The 18,417-nt window shown below is 47.3% G+C and carries 21 protein-coding genes and 4 tRNA genes; 12 read left to right on the top strand and 13 right to left on the bottom strand.

All coding sequences use genetic code 11. The annotated features are described in order from the left end of the window. Positions 1–27 precede the first annotated feature (27 nt). Together H6760_04565 and H6760_04560 are read right to left on the bottom strand one after the other, a co-directional pair. Positions 28–104 (bottom strand) — tRNA-Val (locus H6760_04565). A gap of 40 nt (positions 105–144) precedes the next feature. After that, positions 145–384 (bottom strand): hypothetical protein, encoded by a 240-nt coding sequence (locus tag H6760_04560; GenBank protein USN53404.1) that lies wholly within the window; start codon positions 382–384, stop codon positions 145–147. A gap of 126 nt (positions 385–510) precedes the next feature. Between H6760_04560 and H6760_04555 the strand changes: the two genes are divergently transcribed. Beyond that, positions 511–732, top strand: a complete 222-nt coding sequence (locus H6760_04555; GenBank protein ID USN53403.1) for a hypothetical protein — start codon at positions 511–513, stop codon at positions 730–732. A 111-nt stretch (positions 733–843) separates the two neighbouring features. Here H6760_04555 and H6760_04550 read toward each other — a convergent pair. From H6760_04550 to H6760_04525, 6 genes are all read right to left on the bottom strand, one after another. Beyond that, positions 844–929: transfer RNA gene (locus H6760_04550), tRNA-Leu, on the bottom strand. Between the two features lie 7 nt (positions 930–936). Next, complete coding sequence (locus H6760_04545; GenBank protein ID USN53402.1) at positions 937–1,185, bottom strand: GIY-YIG nuclease family protein; 249 nt, start codon at positions 1,183–1,185, stop codon at positions 937–939. Positions 1,186–1,282: 97 nt separating this feature from the next. Beyond that, positions 1,283–1,618 (bottom strand): 50S ribosomal protein L19, encoded by a 336-nt coding sequence (gene rplS / locus H6760_04540; protein USN53401.1) that lies wholly within the window; start codon positions 1,616–1,618, stop codon positions 1,283–1,285. Between the two features lie 40 nt (positions 1,619–1,658). After that, positions 1,659–2,597, bottom strand: a complete 939-nt coding sequence (locus H6760_04535; GenBank protein USN53400.1) for an RluA family pseudouridine synthase — start codon at positions 2,595–2,597, stop codon at positions 1,659–1,661. Continuing rightward, on the bottom strand, positions 2,594–4,072 hold the full coding sequence (locus tag H6760_04530) for a hypothetical protein (protein ID USN53399.1): 1,479 nt from the start codon (positions 4,070–4,072) through the stop codon (positions 2,594–2,596). Before H6760_04530 ends, H6760_04535 begins: the two co-directional genes overlap by 4 nt. Positions 4,073–4,170: 98 nt before the next feature. Then, entirely contained in the window at positions 4,171–4,722 is a 552-nt protein-coding gene (locus H6760_04525) for a thioredoxin family protein (protein USN53398.1), read from the bottom strand. 107 nt (positions 4,723–4,829) lie between these two features. Here H6760_04525 and H6760_04520 point away from each other — a divergent pair, with 107 nt between their 5' ends. Then, positions 4,830–5,573 (top strand): TIGR00730 family Rossman fold protein, encoded by a 744-nt coding sequence (locus H6760_04520; protein ID USN53397.1) that lies wholly within the window; start codon positions 4,830–4,832, stop codon positions 5,571–5,573. A gap of 21 nt (positions 5,574–5,594) precedes the next feature. Here the strand turns inward: H6760_04520 and H6760_04515 are convergent. Next, a tRNA-Val gene (locus tag H6760_04515) sits at positions 5,595–5,671 on the bottom strand. Positions 5,672–5,815: 144 nt separating this feature from the next. Here H6760_04515 and H6760_04510 point away from each other — a divergent pair. After that, the gene (locus H6760_04510; protein ID USN53396.1) at positions 5,816–6,190 is read left to right on the top strand and encodes a hypothetical protein; all 375 of its coding nucleotides are present in this window, start codon (positions 5,816–5,818) and stop codon (positions 6,188–6,190) included. A 49-nt stretch (positions 6,191–6,239) separates the two neighbouring features. On the opposite strand, the gene H6760_04505 is transcribed toward H6760_04510, so the two are convergent. From H6760_04505 to H6760_04490, 4 genes are all read right to left on the bottom strand, one after another. Continuing rightward, positions 6,240–6,315: transfer RNA gene (locus H6760_04505), tRNA-Ile, on the bottom strand. Between the two features lie 104 nt (positions 6,316–6,419). Then, positions 6,420–7,346 carry a hypothetical protein gene (locus H6760_04500; protein USN53395.1) on the bottom strand — a complete coding sequence of 309 codons (927 nt, stop codon included), beginning with the start codon at positions 7,344–7,346 and terminating at the stop codon, positions 6,420–6,422. 53 nt (positions 7,347–7,399) lie between these two features. Continuing rightward, complete coding sequence (locus tag H6760_04495; protein ID USN53394.1) at positions 7,400–9,268, bottom strand: ATP-dependent metallopeptidase FtsH/Yme1/Tma family protein; 1,869 nt, start codon at positions 9,266–9,268, stop codon at positions 7,400–7,402. Positions 9,269–9,272: 4 nt separating this feature from the next. Further along, positions 9,273–10,460 (bottom strand): S1 RNA-binding domain-containing protein, encoded by a 1,188-nt coding sequence (locus H6760_04490; protein USN53393.1) that lies wholly within the window; start codon positions 10,458–10,460, stop codon positions 9,273–9,275. 256 nt (positions 10,461–10,716) lie between these two features. Here H6760_04490 and H6760_04485 point away from each other — a divergent pair, with 256 nt between their 5' ends. From H6760_04485 to H6760_04445, 9 genes are all read left to right on the top strand, one after another. Then, on the top strand, positions 10,717–11,496 hold the full coding sequence (locus tag H6760_04485; GenBank protein ID USN53392.1) for a hypothetical protein: 780 nt from the start codon (positions 10,717–10,719) through the stop codon (positions 11,494–11,496). Between the two features lie 78 nt (positions 11,497–11,574). Next, positions 11,575–12,201, top strand: a complete 627-nt coding sequence (locus H6760_04480; protein USN53391.1) for an MBL fold metallo-hydrolase — start codon at positions 11,575–11,577, stop codon at positions 12,199–12,201. Next, positions 12,201–12,605, top strand: a complete 405-nt coding sequence (locus H6760_04475; GenBank protein USN53390.1) for a hypothetical protein — start codon at positions 12,201–12,203, stop codon at positions 12,603–12,605. The genes H6760_04480 and H6760_04475 overlap by 1 nt, the downstream gene beginning before the upstream one ends. A gap of 2 nt (positions 12,606–12,607) precedes the next feature. After that, positions 12,608–15,082: a DNA gyrase subunit A gene (gene gyrA, locus H6760_04470; protein ID USN53389.1), complete on the top strand. Its 2,475-nt coding sequence runs from the start codon at positions 12,608–12,610 to the stop codon at positions 15,080–15,082. Between the two features lie 85 nt (positions 15,083–15,167). Next, positions 15,168–15,407, top strand: coding sequence for a 50S ribosomal protein L32 (rpmF, locus tag H6760_04465; GenBank protein ID USN53388.1), 240 nt, complete (start codon positions 15,168–15,170; stop codon positions 15,405–15,407). A 40-nt stretch (positions 15,408–15,447) separates the two neighbouring features. Then, complete coding sequence (gene nusB, locus H6760_04460; GenBank protein ID USN53387.1) at positions 15,448–15,915, top strand: transcription antitermination factor NusB; 468 nt, start codon at positions 15,448–15,450, stop codon at positions 15,913–15,915. A gap of 62 nt (positions 15,916–15,977) precedes the next feature. Further along, entirely contained in the window at positions 15,978–16,667 is a 690-nt protein-coding gene (gene rnc / locus H6760_04455) for a ribonuclease III (protein USN53386.1), read from the top strand. 1 nt (position 16,668) lies between these two features. Continuing rightward, the gene (locus H6760_04450) at positions 16,669–17,175 is read left to right on the top strand and encodes a DUF456 family protein (GenBank protein USN53385.1); all 507 of its coding nucleotides are present in this window, start codon (positions 16,669–16,671) and stop codon (positions 17,173–17,175) included. A gap of 44 nt (positions 17,176–17,219) precedes the next feature. After that, positions 17,220–18,311 carry a hypothetical protein gene (locus tag H6760_04445; protein ID USN53384.1) on the top strand — a complete coding sequence of 364 codons (1,092 nt, stop codon included), beginning with the start codon at positions 17,220–17,222 and terminating at the stop codon, positions 18,309–18,311. Positions 18,312–18,417 lie beyond the last annotated feature (106 nt).

Here is an 18,417-nt window from a genome sequence, read left to right as displayed (position 1 = left end):
GGTTTGTATGGTCGGCCACGCTAAGTGTGGTGGGCGGTGAGGGAGTCGAACCCCCGACCTCCTCGGTGTAAACGAGGCGCTCTAACCAACTGAGCTAACCGCCCATGGGACAGGCCTGATTATTACGCGATTAGCCTAGGGAAGTCAATACTTAGCAATGCTTCCACGTGGAACACGAGATAAACTCCTCTGTGGTTTCGTATGAAGCAGTACGCCATAACCCAGGATAACGATAGATCCTATTATGAAGATGTGATCTGGTTCGCTAAGCAGGTGGAGAAAAATATGCCAAAAAGTCCCTGTGTGTTCTACGCCAGTGTGGGCTGAGGCAATGGATGGACTGGCTAAAAGTATGAATGAAAAGGTAGCGAGAATTTTTTTCATAGAGGTAGAGTAAAATTACTTGCTAGCATAGTAGCATGATTTTGGAATTAATACAGCGAGCTTTCATGAAACAAAAGAGCTAGGCGTGCGATTAAATATATACAAATACGATGTCCATTTCCTTTTATGAAAAAAGTAATAATTTTTTGCGTTCTCAGTTTTCTCTATCAGTTTTTTGCATGGAACATAGCGCTCATGCAAGCGCCTGCTAGTTTAGTTTTTGTATCAGGCGGTTTTATAGTTTTCTTTGCACTTGGATTTGCACGGATTATTGATGGTCGTCGTCAGGTTGGTGCAGGACTTCTCCTAGGGCAAATTCTTGTGTGTGTTTTGCTAATACTCATCTGAGAAGACCATTTGAGTTTAAGCAGTGAAGAGTCTATCCAATTTAAAAGCAACGCAGCTTTTGCTACGGTGGTATGTCTAATTTTGCTCAGCTATTTAGCACCACGCTTCACGTGGTGCGCGGGAGAGGACTTGAACCTCCAAGGCCTTGCGGCCACTAGCACCTCAAGCTAGCGCGTATACCATTCCGCCACCCGCGCAGATATATTACTGCAGTGTAGTACGGAGCATCATCCGTATCGTTGATTTACCTTTACTCGTTTTTAAATATTTCTCTCTTCGCCGCGCATCCACTTCGCTGGTAAAGGCTTCATAAAAAAGTAGTTTTACTGGTAGGTACTTACTTGTGTAACCACTCCTACCTAGTTGATGCTCTTCAAGTCGTCGATTAAGGTCGGCAGTAAATCCGACGTAGAGCTCTTGATTATTAAGTAGCAGGATATAAACGAATGACATAGTAAGAGTACATAATGTTTACTCCCACCCTGCACCTTGTGAGGTGCAGGACTCCCGAACCCTGCGTGGTTCGGGGTTCCGCCACCCGCGCAGGAACTTATTTGACTGACTTCATCTTCAGCTGCTTGGCGCGAGGCTTACGGAGATAGCTGAGATTTGCTCGTCGTGTCTTTGCTTCACCCACTACTTCAACCTTGGTGATGACAGGTGAATGAAGAGGGAAGATGCGTTCTACACCAATGCCACCAGCACCAATTTTGCGAACAGTAATACTGGCTGATGGGCCTTTGCCGCCACTGCGCTTTAAGACAACGCCTTCAAAAACCTGATTGCGTTCCTTGTCCCCCTCGCTGATTTTTTGATGGACTCGGACCTGCTGACCTGACTTCACTTCAGGAAGGCTGTCATGCAGCGGAGCTAGTGTTTCTGACATGTTTTTTCTAAAGTAATGAAAATGTAAATCGGCCCTCAGTCTAGCTATTTTCGTGTTTCTCGTCAAGCGTATCCAGATACTCCTGTAATTCCTGGGGTATTGCTAGAGTATAGGCCCTTTCTTTGCCCTCTTGGTCGACAAAGGCTAGTTTATGGGCATGGAGGAAGGGTCGTCGCAGTTGGGTGGCCTTGCTGGCCTTTTTTACATAGAGACGGTCGCCCACAATCGGGTGGCCAATGGCATTGAGATGGACGCGGATTTGATGCATGCGTCCAGTCTTTGGCTTCACCTCAAGTAAGGTCAGATGAGGATAGCGCTTCAAAATATGATAGGCGGTAATTGCCGGACGTCCTATACCATCAGCTCGGGCTGCCATCCTCCGGCGGTTTGATTGAGAACGGGAGATGGGCAGTTCAATCATTCCATCTTCTTCAACGCTCCCGTGAGCTAAGGCAATATATACTTTTTCCATTGCCCGTTCCTGAAAAAGATTTTTATAATAGATGAATGCGTCTGGAGTGCGGGCAACGAGCAGGAGGCCGGATACGTCACGATCAAGGCGATGCACAATGCCAGGTCGTGTAGGATCTTCGCCGACACCATGCAACTCGGGGTAGTGCGCGAGTAGCCAGTCAGCTAAAGTTTGTTCGTGCGAATTTGGTGTGGCGTGCATGAGGACGCCAGAAGGTTTTGAGATGATGAGGAAATCTTTTTCTTCGGCTAGCACTTGAATAGCAGCTAGAGCATCCGGCGTGTGTTGTTCGGATGCTTGGTGCTCGATGTGAATGCGATCGCAAACTTTCAGCGCTTGATGAGGAATAGCATTTTTCCCATTCACTCGAACCTCACCTTGCTTAATCCAACGTTGCAGCTCAGCGCGTGAAATGCCCTCAATATGATCAACCAGGAAGCGATCTAAACGCGCCCCGTCATGTGCGGCGTCTACTTCGATATCTTTTTCTATAGCGGCAATGTTCATGAGGATTTCTTTAGCTTTGATTGGTAATATTGCGCAAGATATTTTAGCGCGGCCGCTTTACTTAGCAACTTGCCCTCTAGTTGCTGATAGCGAACCAGGCTGAGGAAACTACCGACCTGAGGTCCAGCAGAAACTTGCATGCCTTTCATGACGTCTTTTCCGCTTAGTAGGTGATACGGCTTACCTTTTTTGAATCCACGTTTTTTTACTAGAGCAATTTTTTTCATTAGTGCATCAAGGTCACGGAGGTCATGCCCGCCCTCTTCTGGAATTGATGCCCAGGCATCTGCAAAATTTAAAGCGAGTAATTTTTCGCCTGGTAGATTGGGGTTGCAAAAAAGATGTTCTACTTCATCTAAATCTAGCTCATGTACTTTGAGGCGGACAAGGTGGTTTCTCAACAGCCAATCGAGTCGGCGTGGAAGAATTTGACCACCGGCTGAAGATAGCTTTAATCGTTCAGCAATACGGACGGCCATATGCGCGCCTACAGAAGCATGATTTTTGTAGTGCGGCTTTGTGCTGTGCGAACCGACATGCTTCATAGTGACGGATTTGGCAATGTCGTGCATCCAGGTTGCGAAGTAGAGCTCAGCATCAGGTTTGAATTTAGGGAAACGCCGACGGAATTCAGGGTGTGTGTACGCTTCTAAGCTGAGGTGGGCATGCTGCCAGACTGATCCTTCGCGATGATGAAGCACGGGCTGGACAACTCGTTTCATTTCATGCGCTTCAGGCATGAGCACGCGTAGCGCACCCGAATTTTCTAGTGCGTCAACCGTAGCCAGGGGCGCTCGAGCAAACATTTTTACTAGCTCAGCCGCAATTGCTTCACGTGGGAGTACGCGGTTACTAAGGTTACCAATCAGTTGTTTCAAAATGCGCCAGCTAGAATCCTCAATTTGAAAATCTAGCTCAACTGCAAAACGTAGAGCGCGAAGTAGACGAGTGTAGTCTTCTTGGAAGCGTTGCTTCGGGTTACCTACAGTCCGGATTTTTTTTGCGACGAGGTCAGCCAGACCATTGCTTGGATCTACAAATTCGCCGCTATGAATATTCCAGGCCATGGCGTTAATAGTGAAGTCGCGTCGCTTGAGATCCTCAGCAACTGGGAGTTTAGGATCTGACTGCACCGCAAAGTCATGATAGGCCCCACTCATGTGCAAAGAGTGCTCTAAGCGAGGCAGGGCAATATCGTATATCTCTTTTGTTCCACGTGGAGAATATTTGATAACACCAAAATGTTTGCCAACAAGTTGAGCGCTGCCACTCTTTTGCAAATGGCGCGCGAGATTTGCATAAGAAACATTTCGAATAAGATAGTCAATATCTCCACCCTTTCGTTTGAGTAGGGCATCGCGTATTGCTCCACCAACAACATATACCTCGGCAGATGCATAGGCCTTCTGCAGGTTTCGAAGTGCTGGAAGAATGGGAACTTGAGTAAGTCGAGAGCTAAGTACTGAATGCGTCATAGCCACACTATTGTAGCACGAATGCCAATTCCAAAATATCGAATAAACTCATATTCGATTGCATCTTTACTATCTTGGTAAGCTTAGCGAAATCCTATCTACTGCTTCCACTTAATCGAGCAGCCCATGGATGGATGCTGTTCTGGATTCACATCCGCACCAATAATCAGTGCTTCCAACGCTTCCTTGAGATCATAGGTGCTTACCTGTTCCTCATCCTGCCAGTTATCATCAATTCGTCCATGGTAGGCAAGCTTACGGTCACGGTCATAGACGAAGATATCCGGAGTGCAAACCGCGCCAAAAGCCTTGGCAACTTCCTGGGTATCGTCTACCAGGTAAGGGAAGTTCATGCCCCATTCTTGGGCGTACTTTGTCATGTGTTCCATGTCATCCTCAGGGTATTCCTTTGGATCATTGGCATTGATACCGACAAACATGACGCTCTTCTCTAGATATTCCTCTTGCAGCTTAATAAGGCGCGGAATAGCTGCCTTGGCGTATGGACAGTGATTACAAATAAAGGCAACCACCAACACTTTATAATCTGCGAAATCACGAGGCGCATTCATACCTCCGCCTGTACCGATGAGATTGAAATCGGGTAATTCGCTGCCTAGTTTTGCTTGGGTTGATTCGATTGGTGCCATATAGCTATAGCCTAGCAAATGAGCGTCGAGACAGCAATGCTTATGGCAGTGACGCTCAGGCCAGGCTCTGCTATGCTGTAAGGAGTTTATCTTTTCATTGAGTACCCATGCCAAGCAAAAAAACAGACATGAATACAGTAGAGGAGCACATTACTCATCCCTCCCAGCTCAGTCCAAAGGCGAAGCCAGAGCGACATGTGCAACCTTTTGATTTTAAAAATAATATTTCTTGGCGGATTTTTCGCATTCTGTCCGAGTTTATTGATGGCTTTGAATTTATCTCGGAGTTGAAGCATCCCGTGACTATTTTTGGCTCAGCTCGAACTGGAGAAAATGAAAAAGAATATAAGCAGGCACGCTTGCTTGCTAAGAAGTTAGGTAAGGCTGGGTATACTATTGTGACCGGCGGCGGGCCAGGTATTATGGAGGCTGCAAATCGGGGCGCTGTCGAGGTAAAGGCTGAATCGATTGGTCTTAACATTCAATTACCGTACGAGCAACGCATGAATAAGTGGGTGCAGCGGGGCATTGGGTTTTACTATTTCTTCTCGCGTAAGACTATGATGTCTACCTCATCGCGCGCCTATGTATTTTTTCCAGGAGGTTTTGGAACACTCGATGAGTTTTTTACCATTGCTACTCTTATTCAGAATGGGAAGATTGATAAACGCCCACTCATTCTTTTTGGGTGCGAGTATTGGTGTGATCTTGATGCATTTATTCGCAAGCGAATGTTGCAAGATGGTGCAATTAGCAAAAAAGACGCACAGTTATATACCATCACTGATGACATGGATGAGGTATTGCGCTTAGTGAAAAAAGCAAAAGGCCGCCAGTTTACTTTTATGTAGACTGACAGGTCTCATTAATGGTGGTGGGCGGTAGAGGAGTCGAACCTCTGACCTCTACCGTGTCGAGGTAGCGCTCTAACCAACTGAGCTAACCGCCCATATAACGCCGTAGAGTGTAGCGAGAACAGGGCTTCTGGTCAAGCGGACGCCACATTTGACGATGACATGTTCCTAGGGTACTTTGAGGGCGGCTCTTTGAGTTTTTGTTATGGAGGTATTCCATGGGAAGTAGAAGAGGAAGCATGCACGTGGACTTTGGGCATCTACCCAGGCCAAATGAAGCGCCGCTTACGTCTACTTGTACGCATCCGGAGCTCCGCAGGAAAGCCCATGACTTTCGTGTTCAACTTGGTCGACTTGATCTCGCTGTACGTCGGGAGGGAGGTTTACATCGGGTAAATGGGTCGGATCCAGCTGGTGTGCGCGTGCATAAGGGCACTCAACCTCGCTTGGTAGTGAGGGTGGAGTCTGATGGTGAAACTGCCGAGCAGGCGTTCTATGTTGGACCTAAGAGAGGACAGTCTACAAAGGATCTCTTAGGTGTCCTGGAGGTGGCTTTTCCGGAAGCTCGTTTCCTTGAAGATGAGCCCGTTGCTCCACCAAGGCAGGAGGAATGAACACTAAGACGGCCGCAGCAATTCGCTACGGTCGTTTTCATTTTAAGCCTGGTGCGCGCCCCAGGGCTCGAACCTGGAACCGGTCGGATATAAGCCGACTGCTCTAACCATTGAGCTAGGCGCGCATGTATGTAGTAAAGCGGTTTCGATTCTAGCAGGCAATACCTCTTTCGCCAAGTCTAAAAAACGGGCAAGAAGCCCGTTGTGCCTGTATGCTCCGTAGTCCTTCTTATTGTTCCTTGTTTTGAAAGAGGCGAACAAGCTTAGCAGTGCCTTTGTCATTCACTAGTTCTCGCCAAAGCATAGTCCAGGTCGTATAACGGAATACCGCGTAGATTGAGCCCAGAATTATCATTACTACGGTGAAGGCAACCACGCCAGCCTGGGTGAGAGGGAAGCCCAGCATAGTCATAATGCTCACCGCAACAAAAGCGTAGATGAAGTTGATGATGAGGAGGAGGAGACCAGTTTCAACAGCCACTAACCAGTTCTTTCGGAAGAGCTGAAGAGCACTTCGAATACCCTGGAGGGCGGATTGTCCTTCAAGCACTATGTAGGCGCTGGCAAACTTAGTTAAGAAGGCGAGGACGATGCCGATCGGAATAAGGAAAAGGAAGGCAAGCAGGCTAAGTCCCACTGACCAAACTAAGCTACCAGAATCAAGATAAATAATCAGGGCTGGTAAGCCAAGCAGCACAAGCGGACCGTAGATAAAGAGTACGACAATGAGGTTGAGGCGGAAGAGTGGCCAGAATCGGTGAATAGCAGCTCCAAAAATATCGAGAAAGGCAATCGGTTTATTCTCAGATGAGTTTTGGGCACTGCGAATAAGCGCAGCCTGGCTAATAGTGACGAGCCAGAAGAAAAGGAAGAGGATCACCAGAGCTACAAAAAGCAGTAGAAGCATGGAGCCAACATTATCACCGAAGGAAACGGTAAAGTTGGACCAGAATTCATTTAGCTTACCATCCATGTGAGCTTCGCGCAGTTGATCCATGTTGAACTGCAGGTTTCCTACAAAGCTCACGTTGTCAAAGAAGCTGTCGTATTGCTCTCCGTTACCCGCGAGTGCGGCAAAAACCCCGAAGAACCATAAGAATGGATTTCGGTAGGTTACTTGCCAGGCGCGCTTGAGAATATCTCGATAGAAATGCATGAATTCTGTTTTCCCCTATCGAGAGTATACCACTTTTACCCCAAGCGTCGCAACTATGTCTGTACTGTTTCTTCAGCAGTCTTGTGTTCAGTTGGGGTAGCTGCTTCTTTTGCGCCAACGAGCTTTTCAAACTCTTCTTGTTCAATAGTCTCGTGAGCGATGAGATACGCAGCAATGTTTTCGAGCATATCGCGCTGCTCATTGAGAATCTTTTCAGCTCGATGCTGCGCGTCTTTGATGATTGTGCTTACTTCCTCGTCGATTTGCTGGGCAATTTTTTCTGAGTAATCACGACGTTCGTGGATTTCACGGCCCAAGAAGACCATTTCTTCTTTTTGACCAAAGGTGCGTGGTCCTAATGCGTCACTCATACCGTATTGCGTCACAATCCGACGAGCTAGGGCGGTCGCTTCCTTTAAGTCATTAGAAGCGCCGGTCGTAATGTCATGGAAGATCAGTCGTTCTGCTGTCCAGCCACCGAGCATCATAGCTAGCTCGTCGAGGAATTCCGACTTGCTGCGATAATGTTTATCTTCAGAAGGTAGTTTTAATGTGTAGCCTCCAGCCATGCCTCGGGAAATGATTGAGATTTTGCGCACTGGGTCTACATTTGGAAGCACGTGACCGACTAAAGCGTGTCCGCCTTCGTGATAGGCGGTAATCTTCTTTTCCTTGTCTGAGATAACACGGCTTCGTCGCTCGGGTCCCAGGATAACTTTTTCGATTGCCTGCAGACAGTCATCCATTTCTACGCTTTTGCGATTGGCGCGCGCAGCCAGGATAGCCGCTTCATTCAACAGGTTTGCGAGATCAGCACCAGAGAAACCAGGGGTGCGCTCAGCAACGGTGCGAAGGTTTACTGATGGAGCTAATGGCTTTTTATCCGCGTGTACCTTTAAGATAGCCTCACGATCGTTCAGATCCGGCAGGTCAATGACAACACGTCGGTCAAAACGACCAGGGCGCAGCAAGGCTGGATCGAGAATGTCAGGTCGGTTGGTTGCGGCAATAACAATCACGTTTGTGTCAGTGTCAAAGCCGTCCATCTCCACCAGGATTTGGTTCAGGGTCTGTTCACGCTCATCATGGCTGCCGCCAATGCCGGCACCGCGTTGGCGTCCGACTGCGTCAATTTCATCAATGAAGATAATGCAAGGAGCGCTTTTCTTCGCTCGGCGGAAAAGATCACGTACGCGAGAAGCTCCCACACCAACAAACATTTCAACGAATTCCGATCCAGAGATGTTGAAGAAGGGTACGTCTGCCTCGCCAGCAATAGCTTTAGCGAGTAGTGTCTTACCTGTTCCTGGTGAGCCAACGAGGAGGACGCCACGCGGTATGCGCGCGCCTAGGCTCAGGAACTTCTTCGGACTCTTAAGGAATTCAACCACCTCTTTCAGTTCTTCTTTGGATTCTTGGGCACCAGCCACGTCCTTGAATAGCACACGCTTTCTTTGCTTTTGTGGTTCTTGCTGGCGAGGGTTGCTCCGTCCGAAAGAAAGCGCTCGACTATTTTGTCCTTGCACTTGTCGGAAGGTGAACCAAATGAATCCACCAATGAGTAGGAATGGAACCAGGAAAGTGAGAAGTGGGGTGAGCCAAACGGAAGTTGAATCAACCTTCACGCTGAGTTTCACTGCATCTAATTGCTCAGTGGTGATGCCATAGTTCTGGGCGAGCTCGGTGAATGATTCACTTTCCTCTTTCTTCGTGGTAATGGTCTGATCGTCCTGCAGTGTCAGAGACAGTTTTGCTCCATCAACCACCACTTCCTTTACTTCACCTGCTTTTACTTTTGCCAGCGCATCACTGAGTGGCACTTCTTGACTAGAGCCAAGAGGACTATTAAGTACGCTTAATACCCCGGCAATAACCAGGAAAATAAACGCGAAGATGATGAAGTTTTTGAAGAGTGAACGCATAGGCTTAGGATTGTTCCTTTGATGAATCGTTATCTACTTCTTCCTCTGTATTTTCTTCTGAGCTTTCGTCACTTGGTACGCTCTTTTCCTCTTCATCTTTTGTCTCTTCTGCTGCTGGCTCATCCGGCTGATTAATAGCCTTAATGGAGAGACCGAGGCGGTGACTCTTTGGTTCGATGGAGAGAATTTTGAAGTCGTAGCTTTCGTCAACTTTCAACACTTCACCCGGATGGCTGATATTTTTCTCAGAGAGTTCAGAGATGTGGGCTAAGCCATGAATCTCTTCATCCAGTTCTACAAAGGCGCCAAATGGATTGAGCTTTGTTACTTTTCCTTTCACGACATCGCCAACCTTATATTTCTCAACCGCCTGCATCCAAGGATCTTCAGTGAGTTGCTTCATGGAGAGAGAAATTTTATTTCCCTCAATGCCGATAATCTTCACTTCAATTTCATCGCCAACCTTGACGAGGTCGTGTGGGTCGTCAACTCGCTGCCATGCCATTTCAGAAATGTGGACTAGACCCTCGAGCCCAGAATCAAATTCTACAAAAGCACCGAAGTCAACTACGCCGGTAACTTTACCTTTGACGCTTTGACCAACTTCGTACTGAGAAAGCTTTTCTTGATGTTGCTCTTCCCAAGCTGCTTTTTCTGAAACAATCAGCTTGCTGTCAGTTTCATCAACGTCAATTACTTTTACCTTGAAGCTGCTACCGACATAGCTTTGTAGTTTTTCAAGAATCTTATTTTTGTCGCCACCTTCTACGCGAGGATAGTGCTCGGTAGTAAGTTGAGAGACAGGCAAGAATCCTTCTACGCGACCGACGCGGACCATGAGTCCACCACGATTGGCTTCAATGATTGGTACGTCAATTGGTTTCGCATTTGATTGGAGATCCTCTAATTCATTCCAGGCTTTTTGGTGTCCGGCGTGTCGGAAGGATAATTCCATTTCACCGTTTTCATTTTCAAGCTCGAGAATAGTAGCTTGGGCAAGATCGCTAATTTTCAAATCCGCTGAATCACCTGATTCGTCGAATAATTCGCGACCTCGGACAACGCCCGTGGTAATGCCATCAATATCCAAGTGTACTTCGCTCTTGGAAACGCTTAATACTTTCCCTTCAACTAAATCACCAACCTTTGGTAATCGAGGTTGTTGGTCTTCTTCAGCTAGCAATTTTGCCATTGCTGACGATTGAAGATCCACGGGAGATTTGGTAACCGTGTTCATCTTTACTACATATATTGTTTAACCTTACGCCTAGGGCGGAAAGTCCCGGCTGCCGTATCGTAGCCCTCTACGAAACCGGGGGAGAGTAATTCGGCAGTGCCCGCAATTGTACGCTGACTCCTCTGTTTTGGCAAGTCTCAAAGGTATAAAAAGGGATATATATTGACAAAAACATTAAAAAAGTGTATAATAGTAATTGTAGGTAAAAAATATGGCAAAAATACAAGGAGCAGATCTGCAAAAAGCCCTTGGACGCTCGATATTGAGCCAAGGTGGCGGACGCTTACCAAAGGAAACCCTGCAAAAAGCCCTCCAGCATCCAGAGTTGGAGAGTGCTTTGCGTAAGCAGGGTATTGCCCGACCTAGAGCAATACTTCGGGCGGTTGCCAGTGGTAAAGGCGCCATAAGTGCTGAACGAGGGGAAAAATTTGTAAAAGCACTGAAGCAAACTTTTGGCCCTCGACGTACGCTAAAATTAGACAAAACCGGCCAAAGTCTGCGATTAAGCGCTTCGGCTGCTCGAGAATATCCAAAGGCTTTTATTGAAAAAGCTAGCTCTACTACAGCTCCGACTGAAAAGAAGGCTGAAGAGTCGTGGCTAGATCGACTGGCACGTCGGAAAAAATATATTACCCGTGTGAAAAATAATCTCGGCCCAACCCAACGCATTGATGAAAAAATTGGCAAAAGTACTCTTGATCAGCTTGATGAGAAGCGAGAGGAGGCTATGCTTGGCCGTCGCAAGATATTGGTTGATTTTGATAAAGACACATCAAAAACTGAGACCCCAAAAACCGTCGCCCCCTCAGTACCTCAGCAAGATACTCGCATGCATTTCGGTGACTCAGGGAGACTAGGTACTACCGAGGCGCCAAGTACGGACCCTGAAGATGGTGAGGAAGATGCTCCAGATCCCTTACACCGGGATAGCTTGGTAAGTCCGGTCTCCTCAGGGGATGAGGAGTCCTTACCAGACTTGCCGATCGACTAAATTTTTAGGCAAAGTATTGCTTTACCTTTAGCACTAAATGTGGTAGGGTAATTTTGTCTTTCAGCTGAAACTTTTGCTATGCATATTTATTGGCACGGTCTCGCCTGCTTCCGCTTGGTGCTCCGCGATCTGAGCATATTAATTGATCCCTATGATGCCTCGGTCGGTTTGAAACCGCCCCGCTTTGCATCGGATTTAGTATTAGCTACGAGCGATCGACCAGAGCACGGGAATATTACTGCTGGCGGTGGCGATCCTTTCCGCATTACTGGTCCAGGTGAGTACGAGGTGAAGAATGTTTTTGTGTGGGGCCATGGCGTGCAACACAACGGTGACAAGAAACGACGCACCACGCTTTATGTTATTGAGGCAGAGGGGTTAACTATTGCTCACCTCGGTGATCTCTCAACAGTTTTGACTGAAAATCAACTTGACCGTTTAGAGGGTGTCGACATCCTCTGTTTGCCGGTTGGTGGAAATGATGTCTTGGATGCAAAGAAGGCAAGCGCTTTGGTCAGCGAAATCGAGCCACGCATCATTATTCCAATGATGTATAAAACCCCAGGCGTGAAAATGAAGCTGGACCCGGTTGATGCATTCTTGAAAGAATACGGTGCGCAAGATGCGGAGAAGGTAGATAAATTGAAAATCACGCCAAAGGAACTTCCTCAAGATGCTACTCGCGTCGTAATCGTGCAATCATAATGCCAACGCGACGCACTGTTCCAACCCGTAAGCGAGTAAGTGCCCGAACAAGCAAGGCGAAGACCTCACCTAGCTCAGTAGCAGAAGTAAAGGCGCCATTACAGGCTAGTGCTCCAACAGTGAATGCAAGTAAAAAGCTTTGGGTCTCTGTAGCAGGTGCCACGCTCGTTATCGCCGTACTCTGGGTCGCTTTGATTGGATTGAACTTAAGTCGAACCGGCGGCGGTGATGAATCTCTCTATGATCGGATTAAGTCCGAAGTAAGTCGCGTCTTTGGCACAAACTCACAAGCGGCTAATACGAATAATGCAAATTTAAGTGATGAAGAGCTGCAAGATTTAGAGCAGCGGGTATTCCCGAGTGATGCTCAAGACTCCGGCAGTTTCCGTACCCTTCCTGAATAAGTATGGCAAGCAAGAAGCAAAAAATTACTCCAACCTTTTCTATCGGATCAATTCAACCGCGACCAATTGTCGAGGAAATGGAAACCTCCTACCTCGACTATGCTATGTCGGTTATTGTTTCGCGTGCCTTGCCTGATGTACGTGATGGCATGAAGCCAGTGCACCGCCGTATTCTCTACGCTATGTGGGATATTGGCTTGCGCCCTGGGGCGAAGTATCGCAAATCAGCTACGGTGGTTGGTGAGGTGCTTGGTAAATATCACCCGCATGGTGATGCGCCAGTATATGAAGCAATGGTACGCTTGGCTCAGGATTTCTCTATGCGATATACCTTGGTCGATGGCCAAGGTAACTTTGGATCTGTTGATGGTGATGCTCCGGCTGCTATGCGTTATACCGAGGCCAAGCTCGACCGCATTGCTGAAGAAATGATGCTGGACATTGAAAAGAAGACGGTTGATTTCCTGCCAAACTACGATGGATCACAGCAAGAGCCAAGGGTGCTCCCAGCAAAACTGCCTAACTTGCTTTTAAATGGTGCAGTTGGAATTGCGGTGGGTATGGCAACCAGCGTGCCCCCGCATAATTTGACCGAATTGATCGATGCGGTTATTCACCTGATTGCCAATCCAGACGCCACGATCGAAGACCTCATGGAATTTGTGAAAGGCCCTGACTTCCCAACCGGCGGTATCCTGTATGACATTGAATCGCTGAAGCAAGCCTACGCTACAGGTAAAGGTTCGATTGTGGTGCGCGCCAAGACGGAGATTGTAGAAGATAATGGCGGTCAGTTTAAGATCATTGTGACTGAGCTTCCTTATCAGCTGAACAAAGCGCAACTTCTCAAAGATATTGCCGAGTTAGTTACAAACAAGCGTATTGAGGGTATTCGCGATTTGCGTGATGAGTCAGATAAGGATGGCATTCGCGTTGTGATTGAGTTGAAGCGCGACGCGTATCCAAAGAAGGTGTTGAATCGCCTTTTCCAGCTTAGCGGCCTGCAGAGCTCCTTCCACTTCAATATGCTTGCTTTGGTCGATGGTATTCAGCCACGCGTGCTGACCTTAAAGATGATCCTGGAAGAGTATCTGAAGCATCGTCAGGAAGTTGTGCGACGTCGTACTGCATTTGATCTCGATGTGGCAAAGAAGCGCGCTCACATTTTAGAAGGTTTACGCATCGCTCTCGCCAAACTTGATCCAGTTATTGCGACGATCAAGAAATCAAAAGATAAGGATGAGGCGAAGATTAATTTAATTAAGAAATTCAAGCTGACAGAAATTCAAGCTGTCGCAATTTTGGAAATGAAGTTGCAGCAGTTAGCCAACCTGGAGCGACAAAAGATTGAAGACGAGTATAAGGAAAAGCAGAAGCTTATTAAAGAGTTTGAATCTATCCTGAAATCAAAGCAGAAAATGCTTGGCATTATTAAGGATGAATTACTTGCCCTGCGAGAAAAGTTTGGCGACGAGCGACGCACACAAATTGTGCCGCAGGCTGTTGGTAGCTTCAGTCAAGAGGATCTCATCCCGAACGAAGCGACCATTGTGATGATGACGCGCGATGGTTATATTAAGCGACTTGCTCCTGACACCTTCAAGACACAGAGCCGCGGCGGCAAAGGCGTGATTGGATTAACCACCAAAGAAGAAGACCTGGTGCAGGAATTCTTCTCTACCATGACGCATGCCGACATTCTCTTCTTCACTACGACTGGTCGCGTTTTCCAATTAAAGGCCTATGATATCCCGGTTGCCTCTCGTACTGCCAAGGGCCAGGCGATTGTAAACTTCCTGCAGCTGCGTGGCGAAGAGCGAATTTCTGATGTGCTGGCAACGCCGAATTTCGAAGGTTGCAAATACCTTATCATGGTTACTAAGAAGGGCCTGATTAAGAAAGTGGCGATTGAGCAATTCCTGAAAGTACGTCGATCCGGTTTAATTGCCATCACGGTGAAAGATGACGATCGCTTGCAATGGACCAAACCTTCAACCGGTAGTGATGATATTCTTATCGTGACGGCGAAGGGCCAGGCGATTCGCTTCAAAGAAGCTGGAGTTCGGCCAATGGGACGCACTGCCGCTGGTGTTCGCGGTATGCGATTGAAGTCAGGTGATGAAGTAGCTGGCATGGATGTCATTCACGATGGCAAGGCGTCGAGTAATGAGCAGGTCTTAGTGGTCATGGATAACGGTTATGGCAAACGCACCCAGCTAGGGAATTACAAGGTGCAGGGTCGCGGCGGTAGCGGCATTCGTACTGCCAAGATCACCCCAAAGACCGGTCAAATCGTGTCAGCCTTTATCGTAAATGCGAAACTAGAGCAAAACGACCTCATCTGTATGTCTCAAAAAGGTCAGGTTATTCGCCTACCTTTGAAGTCAGTATCGGTCTTAGGTCGTGACACGCAGGGTGTCCGTATTATGCGATTAGCCGACGGCGGAGATAAGGTCGCTACAGTAGCCTTTGTCTAGTCTACTATTTCCTTTCTAAGCCGCGCTTGCTTATTCCGGCTTCTTTTGGTATCGTGCAACTGTTTTACTGTTATCTGAAACGGATATGGGACTTCCCGCACAACGAAGATCAAAGGGGTCACGCTTGCGCCGCGCGTCACACTTTGCGCTGCAGGGTCGGTCATTAACGACCTGCCCGCGCTGTCAGTCGGCTATTATGCCCCATCGGGCCTGTACGAATTGCGGATATTACCGCGGTCGGGACGTGCTCAAGATGGAAACAAAGCTCGATAAGCGAGCGAAAAAGCGACAGAAACAAGAGCCGGCCGAAGCAAGTAAAGAATAAAGTTCATTTGTCCATCTCAAGGTTTCACTGATTTCCCACTATGTCGAATCGCCACCTTGCCAGAACGATTGCAATGCAAACACTCTACGAGTGGGATTTTACCGGCAAATCAAACACGGAACTCTCTGAGATGGTCGAAACGAATCTGAAGGAGTTTGCTCCTGACTTTAGCGACGCTGATTTTTCACGCAGCATCGTGCATGGCATTGAGAAGAATCAAAAAGATATTGATGCCTTGATCGTGAAATATGCACCTGAGTGGCCGCTCGATCAAATCACTATTGTTGATCGCAACATTCTTCGCATTGGCATCTATGAGCTGAAGTTTGCTCCTGACATTCCTCCAAAGGTGGCGATTAATGAAGCAATTGAATTAGCCAAGAGCTTTGGTGGAGAATCATCTGGCCGCTTCGTAAACGGGGTGCTTGGAGCGATCTTTAAAGATATGGATGTACAAGAAACCGCCCCGAGCACAAAAACAGAAACTCCTCCTCAAGCAAGTTCATAATTAATTTGCGATTGGCTTGTCGTGGTGCGATGTCGCCATGAGAAGCGAGTTGCTCTCATCATATGTCTGAATTCACCGCACTCGAAGAACGTCTCGGCGTTCACTTCACTAAAACTGAATACCTTCATCAAGCACTAGTGCATCGTTCATATGTGAACGAACACCCTAGTTTTCGCTTAGGTCATAACGAACGTCTGGAGTTTCTCGGCGACGCTGTTTTGGAATTAGCTGTCACTGAACATCTCTATACTAAATATGAAAATCCAGAAGGAGATCTGACAAACTGGCGAGCGGCTCTTGTGAACGCAAAAAGTCTGGGCAGTATCGCGGAAGAATTAGAAGTGCATCAGTTTATCTTCTTAAGCCGGGGTGAAGCAAAAGACGCAAATGCCAAAGCACGTCATTCAATTTTAGCAAATGCCTTTGAAGCAATTGTCGGAGCAATTTATCTCGACCAGGGTTTTGAAGTAGCAAAGGATTTTATTGGGCGAACCGTGCTTCCTAAACTCCCCTACATTATCGAGCACAAACTTTATCTCGACCCAAAGAGTCGTTTGCAAGAAGCGAGTCAGGAAAAGCTAGGCGTTACCCCTGCCTACAAAGTACTTGAGGAGTGGGGTCCAGATCACAATAAACACTTCCGCGTAGCAGTCTACTTTGGTGATGAAGAGGTGGCTACCGGCGAGGGTGCATCTAAACAAGAGGCGCAGGTCAGCGCAGCGGAGGCCGGGATACTCGCCCGGGGATGGTAATATGTTTAGCACGGGGGCTGGACATCTCATCATTCTGACACTCTGCTTCATTATCGTACTCGTTGGTTTCGTTGGTATCGCTTTCCCTATAGTGCCGAGCATTCCACTTATTTGGTTTGGTATTTTATTGTATGGGATCGCTACAGACTTTTCACTAGTTACTCCGTCCTTCCTGCTTATTATTTCCGTACTAGGATTAGTAGTAGTGCTGCTAGACTTCGTAGCCTACCTTTGGGGCGGTAAACAATTTCGCGCAAGTTTGTGGGGCGTTTTGGGCGCGGTTATTGGAGGAATAATTGGTTCCTTCTTTGGTTTACTTTTTGCTTTTGTAGTTGGGCCTTTTTTTGGAGCAGTGGTTAGTCAGTTGGTAGTTGGTCGTGATCGAGTCTTTGCCGTGGAAACGAAGCATTACATTATTATCGGCTACATGGGCGGCATGATTATTAAGTTTGCCGTTGGTGTGGCCATGATTGGATTGTTTTTGTGGCAATTGCTCCGAGGGCTATAGCCCCAAGTACACATTTTCTTTTTCAGAGAGAGATCGGCATAGTTTTGCTGGTTCTTTTTTTATCGCGGGTTTTTTTCTTTGGTGTTGCATGGCTTGGTTTGCAAGTGAATACTGAGCAATCGGTGAAACCGCACCCGGACGCGTTTTCACAGAGCCAGGTGTGGAGCAGTTTTATTCGATGGGATAGCTATCATCTCTATGATGTTGCAGTGCGTGGGTATCAGAGCGATGCGCTTTATCGGACAGCCTTCTTTCCCCTCTATCCTGTCTTATCTCGCGTAATAGGAAATGCATGGCAAAATGTTTGGGTGGCCGGCTTACTCGTCTCCTACCTCTCATTTTTCATTGGAGGAGTATTGAGTTATTTGATTGCCCGTAACTTCTTACAAAAAAGAGATGCGCTATTTGCACTTGTACTGATTAGTTTTTTTCCAGCTGCTTTTTTCTATTCAGCTTGGTACACCGAGTCGCTCTTCTTTTGCGTATCCGCCGCCGCCCTCCTTGCTCACTTGCGTCATCACCGATGGCTAGCTATTTTTTTTGCTGTGCTCGCGCTTTTTGCTCGGCCGGTAGGGGTAGGCTTAGTTGCCACTCTTTGTATTATTGAAATTGTAGCGTGGGTGAAGCGCAGACGAATCACTTTAGGCGATGTGCTTTGGATTGCTAGTGTTTTTATCGCTAGCACTTTATTAATTCTGTTTTACTATATAGTGAGCGGTGATGGATTTGCTTTTCTTCATAGTCAGGGGTGGTGGGGACATCGACTAAGCGATCCGATTACTAGCATGCTGAGAAGTGCATATGCACTCATTACCCAAGCAGATATTTTCGGCCGCGGAGAATTGCTTATCGCTACTCTCCTGAGTATACCTACACTTCTTTTTGCCCTGTGGGGGTTGAGAGAAAAGCGCATACCCTTTGCACTTACACTTTATAGTTTTTTTGTTGTGCTCTTACCAATGCTTGGAGGACATCTTTATTCATTCACTCGATACATCCTGCTAGCATTCCCCCTTGCTTACTTCGCTGCGTTGAAGATTCAGAGCGCTTGGATCCGCTCACTACTTTTATTTCTTCTGCTTTTCTTCGGTGGGCTGACCACATTTGCTTTTACCCACTGGCAGTGGGCTGGGTAAAACTAGCCTTGCCAGAGAGGGTATTTTTCAGTAGCATATGTGTACACCTTATCAGGTTTTCCCTTAACTTCGCTTAGCGGTTTTTTATGATCCAACCCGTAGTTCT

The organism is Candidatus Nomurabacteria bacterium, from assembly GCA_023898465.1.
Lineage (GTDB): Bacteria > Patescibacteriota > Patescibacteriia > HK-STAS-PATE-3 > HK-STAS-PATE-3 > HK-STAS-PATE-3.
The sequence above is the reverse complement of the archived record's forward strand: the minus strand, read 5'-3'. Positions and strand labels throughout refer to the sequence as shown.